Source organism: Chromobacterium haemolyticum, assembly GCF_002081825.1.
Taxonomy (GTDB): domain Bacteria; phylum Pseudomonadota; class Gammaproteobacteria; order Burkholderiales; family Chromobacteriaceae; genus Chromobacterium; species Chromobacterium fluminis.
Map to the genome: position 1 here is coordinate 1 of NZ_MUKU01000067.1, position 5,635 is coordinate 5,635.

General features: G+C 58.0%; 7 protein-coding genes. 1 reads left to right on the forward strand and 6 read right to left on the reverse strand.

Going from position 1 to position 5,635, the window contains the following annotated elements:
- Positions 1–892, reverse strand: an 892-nt coding sequence (locus tag B0T39_RS24440) for a type VI secretion system Vgr family protein (RefSeq protein ID WP_141111399.1), incomplete at its 3' end; no start/stop codon positions are given.
- A 299-nt stretch (positions 893–1,191) separates the two neighbouring features.
- Here B0T39_RS24440 and B0T39_RS25775 point away from each other — a divergent pair.
- Positions 1,192–1,344 (forward strand): hypothetical protein, encoded by a 153-nt coding sequence (locus tag B0T39_RS25775; RefSeq protein WP_176219657.1) that lies wholly within the window; start codon positions 1,192–1,194, stop codon positions 1,342–1,344.
- A gap of 53 nt (positions 1,345–1,397) precedes the next feature.
- Here the strand turns inward: B0T39_RS25775 and B0T39_RS24445 are convergent, their stop codons facing one another.
- The 5 genes from B0T39_RS24445 to B0T39_RS26010 form a co-directional block, all read right to left on the reverse strand.
- Positions 1,398–2,606 carry a Shedu immune nuclease family protein gene (locus B0T39_RS24445; protein WP_081551319.1) on the reverse strand — a complete coding sequence of 403 codons (1,209 nt, stop codon included), beginning with the start codon at positions 2,604–2,606 and terminating at the stop codon, positions 1,398–1,400.
- A gap of 522 nt (positions 2,607–3,128) precedes the next feature.
- Entirely contained in the window at positions 3,129–3,440 is a 312-nt protein-coding gene (locus tag B0T39_RS24450; RefSeq protein WP_081551321.1) for a DUF1484 family protein, read from the reverse strand.
- Between the two features lies 1 nt (position 3,441).
- Positions 3,442–4,785, reverse strand: coding sequence for an amidase (locus B0T39_RS24455; RefSeq protein WP_081551323.1), 1,344 nt, complete (start codon positions 4,783–4,785; stop codon positions 3,442–3,444).
- Positions 4,782–5,066 carry a hypothetical protein gene (locus B0T39_RS24460; RefSeq protein WP_081551325.1) on the reverse strand — a complete coding sequence of 95 codons (285 nt, stop codon included), beginning with the start codon at positions 5,064–5,066 and terminating at the stop codon, positions 4,782–4,784. Before B0T39_RS24460 ends, B0T39_RS24455 begins: the two co-directional genes overlap by 4 nt.
- Positions 5,067–5,434: 368 nt before the next feature.
- On the reverse strand, positions 5,435–5,635 hold a 201-nt coding region (locus B0T39_RS26010), incomplete at its 5' end, for a hypothetical protein (protein WP_217806338.1).

The window sequence follows — 5,635 nt, forward strand, 5'->3', positions numbered from 1 at the left end:
CATCGCTCGCATAGTAAAGCGTCTGCGGCGCGTAGTCCTGCAAGGTGGACTGTAAGGCCTTGCCGCTCTGGCCCTGATTGATTTGGCTTTCATCGCCCGTCATATTGCTGGCGACAGGCTGGTAATCAAAGCTCGCCAGAGCGACATTGCCGGATACAATTTGCCGGGAAGACTCCCAAGCGGTTAAGCCATCCTCTTCTTCCGTCGCATCGCTACGGTGAAAGCGAAGACGCTCCATGCAGGCGGCTGGCAATCCAAATGGATCATCAAACAGGATCAGCTGTACTTGCGGCAGCTTGTCTTTCTCAGAGTGGGCAAACCGCCAGCCGTAACCCTCTTCATGCATCAAGCGCACGATAAAGTCATAGTCGCTCTCACGGTACTGTAGGCAGTAGCTGCGCGGCGAAGCCGGACCCACTTGAATGTCCAAAGTCTGAACCCGTGCGAACTGAGCATTATTCGCCTGATGCTCCGCCAGAATCTGATTAATGATGTCCGGTACGGTCAAGTCCTGGAACACGCGTGAAGTCCGCCGATAGCGCAGCAGCGAAAAAGGGGCCTCCACCGTCAAACCGTACTGAGCGAAACCGCCATCCGCCCCCAGCTGCTTCACCTCCGACACCACCCCACAGCGCACTAGCTCTTCCCCGGAGGCGGCGGCAATGCCTATCTTTGCGGCCACGCCCAGCAGAGACTTCAGTTCGATGGAGCCATTGGGAGACAGGCAGGTCAATTGATAGCGATAGCTCTCTGAAACGCCTTCCTCGCCTTCCAGCGTCTGAGGCAACAGGGTTTCAGCTGCGATGCTGCCATCCCCGAGGGACAGCGTGAGCAGACGATTGTCTTGCGTGAAGGCACTGGAAAAACTGGCAAGCAGCTGGCTGATATCCATGGAATAGAATGTCCGCAAAGAAAAGCCACTTACGCAAAGTGGCCTATTGATGTTGGTTCGCAATGGAGAGCGGAAACATTCTATTTGGATGGCTTGCGGCGGAACAAGCGACCTAGGTCAAGGTTTGGAGAGGCCCAGTTCTAAAGGACAGGTGTGGCACGTTCGCGGCTTGGAAGAGAGCGCTCCACGGCAAAGCACATCTTGTCAGGCTGGAAACCACGAAGAGATTTCATGCTCAGCGCAAGATATAGATAGCGGCGGTGATCCCCATGAAGTTGCTGGACAGCGGCTATTAGGGCGTGGGGCCGGACGAGGGCAAGGCAACGCTGGCCAAGGCCGCCAAGCACATCATGGATGCGATAGACGCCGAGGGCGCGCGCATCCGAGGCGACGGCATGGGTGTGGCCTTGGCGGGGCAATCGCAGGAGGGTGAGGGCTTCTTGATGTACTGAAAATGGAAGTTGGGTAAGGGGGCGGCGTCAGATCAAGTCTGAACTTCTACAAATTAATGCCCGGACTCGAACTGAGTTAGTACTCTTTCCAGGCGGCGCAATAGGTCGTCATAGGTGACGACGTCGACAACATTCTTGTTCTGGCGTCGAAATATCTCGAAGTCAGCCTTCTGTTGGTCTGTAAGGTCGTTGTCGCGGCCCATGATGATCAGGCCGCAGGGATTGACGATCCGGATCTTTAGTCCGGTCGGTAGCTTCTCCTTGAGACGTTTTGTGAGCTGTTCTTCCCCTGCCGTTCCCCAGCGGTTCAAGTGGAATAGGTATTTCTCGACTTGTGTAAGCGTGCCCGCGAGTTCGCGGTGCGGCACGTGATTGTCGCGGTACGTCGTCTCAGTAACAATCTTGGCCTTGAAGGGTTTCTTGATTTCTATGGCATCGACATTTCCGTTTGCATCGACTAGTAGGATGTCGACCTGACGACGCCCACCAGTGATAGTGTCCTTGATTGAGACCGACGTTAACGCCGCAATGTACTTCGGGTTTAGGAGCCGCACGATGTCTAAAATTTGCTCCTGCCATTGGAGTTCCGAGTACCCTTCTGCAGCCGCGAGCATCTCCGTTAGCTGTTGTTGAAGGAACTTGTACTTTGATACCTCCAGTTCGCGGAATGGCTGGATGAGGTTCTGCGGCTTAGCCGTGACCCGTTTGGCCACGTATTTCCGTAGTGCAGCCTCGGCATCGACTTTGGCATCGGAGAGTTCGCGAAACACTACTGAGAGCCGAGACCGCACATAGCGCTTGAGCTCATATGGCGTAGGGAACTGCTCGACCAACTTCTCGTATTGAAAGACGGGAATTGCGTCCGTGGCCTCACCGCCGATAACGATACGGCTGGGCTTGAGTTCGGCTAGCAATTTCAGTACCGACACCTTTGTCTCAGCACTGAACCACTTCCACGTCGGTTTTACGTCCCTCGCCACTAGGACGGGGACGGAGACCTCAACGATTTCAGGTTTAAATACGAAGTATTTGCCCTTGGCCGTAGCTACTACGAAGCGAAATTCCCCATCATCGAGATCGTTTGGATTCCGATTGGCTTGGTCTTCCGCCAGGTCAGCCACGGTCAGATGAAAGGTGCCCTTAATGTCGAGCGGTTCACCCCTCGCAAAGCGATTATAAACCCATGAAGCGTCAATTCTGGGTCGGTAGATAAGGTAAAGCTTGTTGCCATGGGCGACGAATTCGACGGCAGGTTTCGTCATGGGATGCTTTCCGAACAATAGAACGCTTACAGTCTAGTTTCGGAACGGTACGCAGACAAAATGCAGTGAGCCAACACGCACATACGCTTCGCAACTAGATATCGGGGTTTAGCTCCACGCGACTAGTCGAGCCAGATTGTCGAGTGACTGTTTTCGCTACTACTGAGCAGTTCTGACCGATATAGCGATGGGCTACAATGGGTCAGTAGTTCGCGTCCCCCGTTGTCGGTAGCCGACGTTTGATACTGATGGCAGAGAAATGGCCGGTATATGACTCAGAGTAGGCACACAGGACAGATGGGATGGCAGACTGCTCCGGCCGAGTTACGACCAGTGACAAACCGAATTTCTGATCAAGCACCTTGCGGTAGCCCACATAAAAATGCCCCAGCCGTAGCCGGGGCATAAATATTGCTGTTAAAAATTCATGAAGACTTATAGGTAAAAGCTCATGCAGCAATATGCCTGCTTTTACTCTATATAGGCTCCATTGTCGGGGCGCTCCCTGGCTGATAGGGCCGACTACAATAGTTGGTTGATACGGTTGAGGCCAAGGCTCAAGCGTTGCTGTACCGGCTCCAGCAGCGCCACTGCTTCATCGCTGCTGAACTGCAGCGGTTCATCGCGCCGTTGCAGCAGGGTCAGGATGGCTTGCAAGCCGATATGGGCGGCGCGCAGTTCCATCAAGCCCTGCAGCAGACAGGCATCCATTTCCGCGCACTGTTGGCTTAGTTGCTGGCCCAGATGGGACAGTGCGGTTTGGTCCGGCTGGGCGTCGAGCAAGTTTTGATTCAGCTGCTTCAATTGCTCCATCACGGGCATTGGGGCATCCATGTCATTCTCCTTCCGTTTTCGCCAGCGTGGCTTCAATGCCGGCCGCCAATTTCAGAATGTGGGTGTCGCTGCCGTGCAGCCCGCATACGCTCAAGCCGATTTGGGGGGAGAGGGGCAGGCTGACGGCGCAGCCGTCCAGCAGATTGACGACGGCGCTATTGCGCTGCACCAGGCGGTTCAAGCGGGTGTAGGCGTCGTCGTCCTCCAACTGAGCCAGCGTGGGCGGCAGGATCGCCACGGTGGGCATGAGCCAGGCGTCGGCCATGGAGAGCCGATGCGCGGCGACGGCTTGCAGCGTGCGACGTTGCTCAAGCAGGTCTTGATAATCCACGGCGCTCTGATTTGCCCCTTGTCGGATGAGCTGGGCGATGCGCGGGTCGTAGCGGCCGTTGTCCTTTCCTTCCAGCCGCGTGCGGTGCCGGCGCCAGGCTTCGGCCGCGATTTGTCCGCCCTGGGCGTTCATTTCAGCAATCTGCCTGAGTTCCGGAAAGTCGAAGCGAATGATGCGGGCGCCGGCTTTGGACAGGCGCGTCAGCGCCTTGTCGAAGGCTTGGGCCACCGCAGGGTCCAGTTGCTCCGCGAGATAGTCCTCGGTGACGTAGAACCGGCATCTTTTGATGCCCGGCGCTTGGCCGCTGCGGGTGTGGGCGGGCATCCAGCCGCCGCTGAGCACGGCGTCCAGGACGGAGCAGCAGGGGGCAGAACGCGCCAGGATGCCGACGGAGTCCAGGGAGAAGGATTGGGATAGGCAGCCTTGCAGCGGCATTCGCTTTGACGTGGCCTTGAAGCCGACCAGGCCGCAGAAGGCGGCGGGGATGCGCGCGGAGCCGCTGCTGTCGGACACCAGCGCGGCCGCGCTCATGCCCAGGGCCACGCTGACCGCCGCGCCGGAACTGGAGCCGCCGGCTACGCGGGTGGGATCGCCGGGGTTCAGCGGGGTGCCGTAGTGCGGGTTCAGGCCCAGGCCGGAGTAGGAGAACTCGCTCATATTGGCGCGGGCTAGCAGCACGGCGCCGGCCGCGCGCAGGGTGGCGACGATGGCCGCGTCTTGGCTGGCGGGCGGGCTGGATTTCAGCACCACGGAGCCGGCGCGCGTGATTTGGCCTTGTACGTCGAAGCTATCGTTGATGACGAGAGGAATGCCGGCCAGCGGGGTGAGGTAGAGCTGGGCGGCGTCGATCTGCCGGGCGGCGGCCAGGGCGGCTTTGGCGTTGACTAGGGTGAAGGCCGCGCCGCCGGCTTTTTGATGGCCGGCGATGGCGTCGAGCGCCTGGATGGTGAGCGTCACGCTGCGGGTGTTGCCCAGCAGCAAGTCCTTATGCAACTGCATCAAGCTGGGTTTCATGTTGTCTCCCATGCCGTGCGCTCGCTTTGGGCCGTGGCGTTGATGTGTTGCAGTTGGGCGGCGTAGTGGTCCAGCACTTCGACGGAGAGTCGCGCTAATAGCTGCTGGTGGGAGGCGGGGGTGGTGTGGGTTTGGATCGCGGCCAGGGTGGCGCGTAGTTGGGTGAGGCAGTTCAGGGCCAGCGCGCAAGCGTCCAGGGTTTGGGCTAGCAGGCGCAGTGGTTCCTGGCGGGGGATCGGCGGCGGTTTGGCAAAAGGCAGGAGGAAGTATAGGGGAGTCATTGCGGTCTCCAAGTCAGCGTTGGAAACCTGTCCGGTGAGACTTGGACAGGCCAGTGACAAGGTTGGAAGACCGGGATTCGTAATCAAAGACCGGTAGTTCACAAGGAACTCCCTGCCACGGCCTATCCGAATGGGCACAGCGTGGCAGCAGACGTAGTTGTGCCAAAGCTGACACAAACGAGTCTGCGATTACGAATTTCTGGGCTTCCAAACCCTGCGCGGCGTGATTGGGCGCTGCGCGACACAAAGGGTACTGAGGCGGGGGTGGGGCGTCAAGCTGATGGCGGCGTGGATTGTTTTGGTTGGGACTAATGGATTGGGGAACGGCAGGGGGCTGGCTGTTTAAGGCCGGCGCGCAGGCGTCAAATTTAGTGGGTTCTGTGGGATAAGTGGTAGAAGTTCGGACTTGATCTGGCAGCCTTCTGTTTTGACGGCGCTCGATTGTCATACATGGACGCCCCCTTTTGCCAAGCCATCTTTTTGTTTAAGCCAAGAACAAGGTTGGGATTGCAGCCATACATCCGGGCTTTTGACGAGGCCGTCGCCTCTGCCCCTAATGGAATATGCTG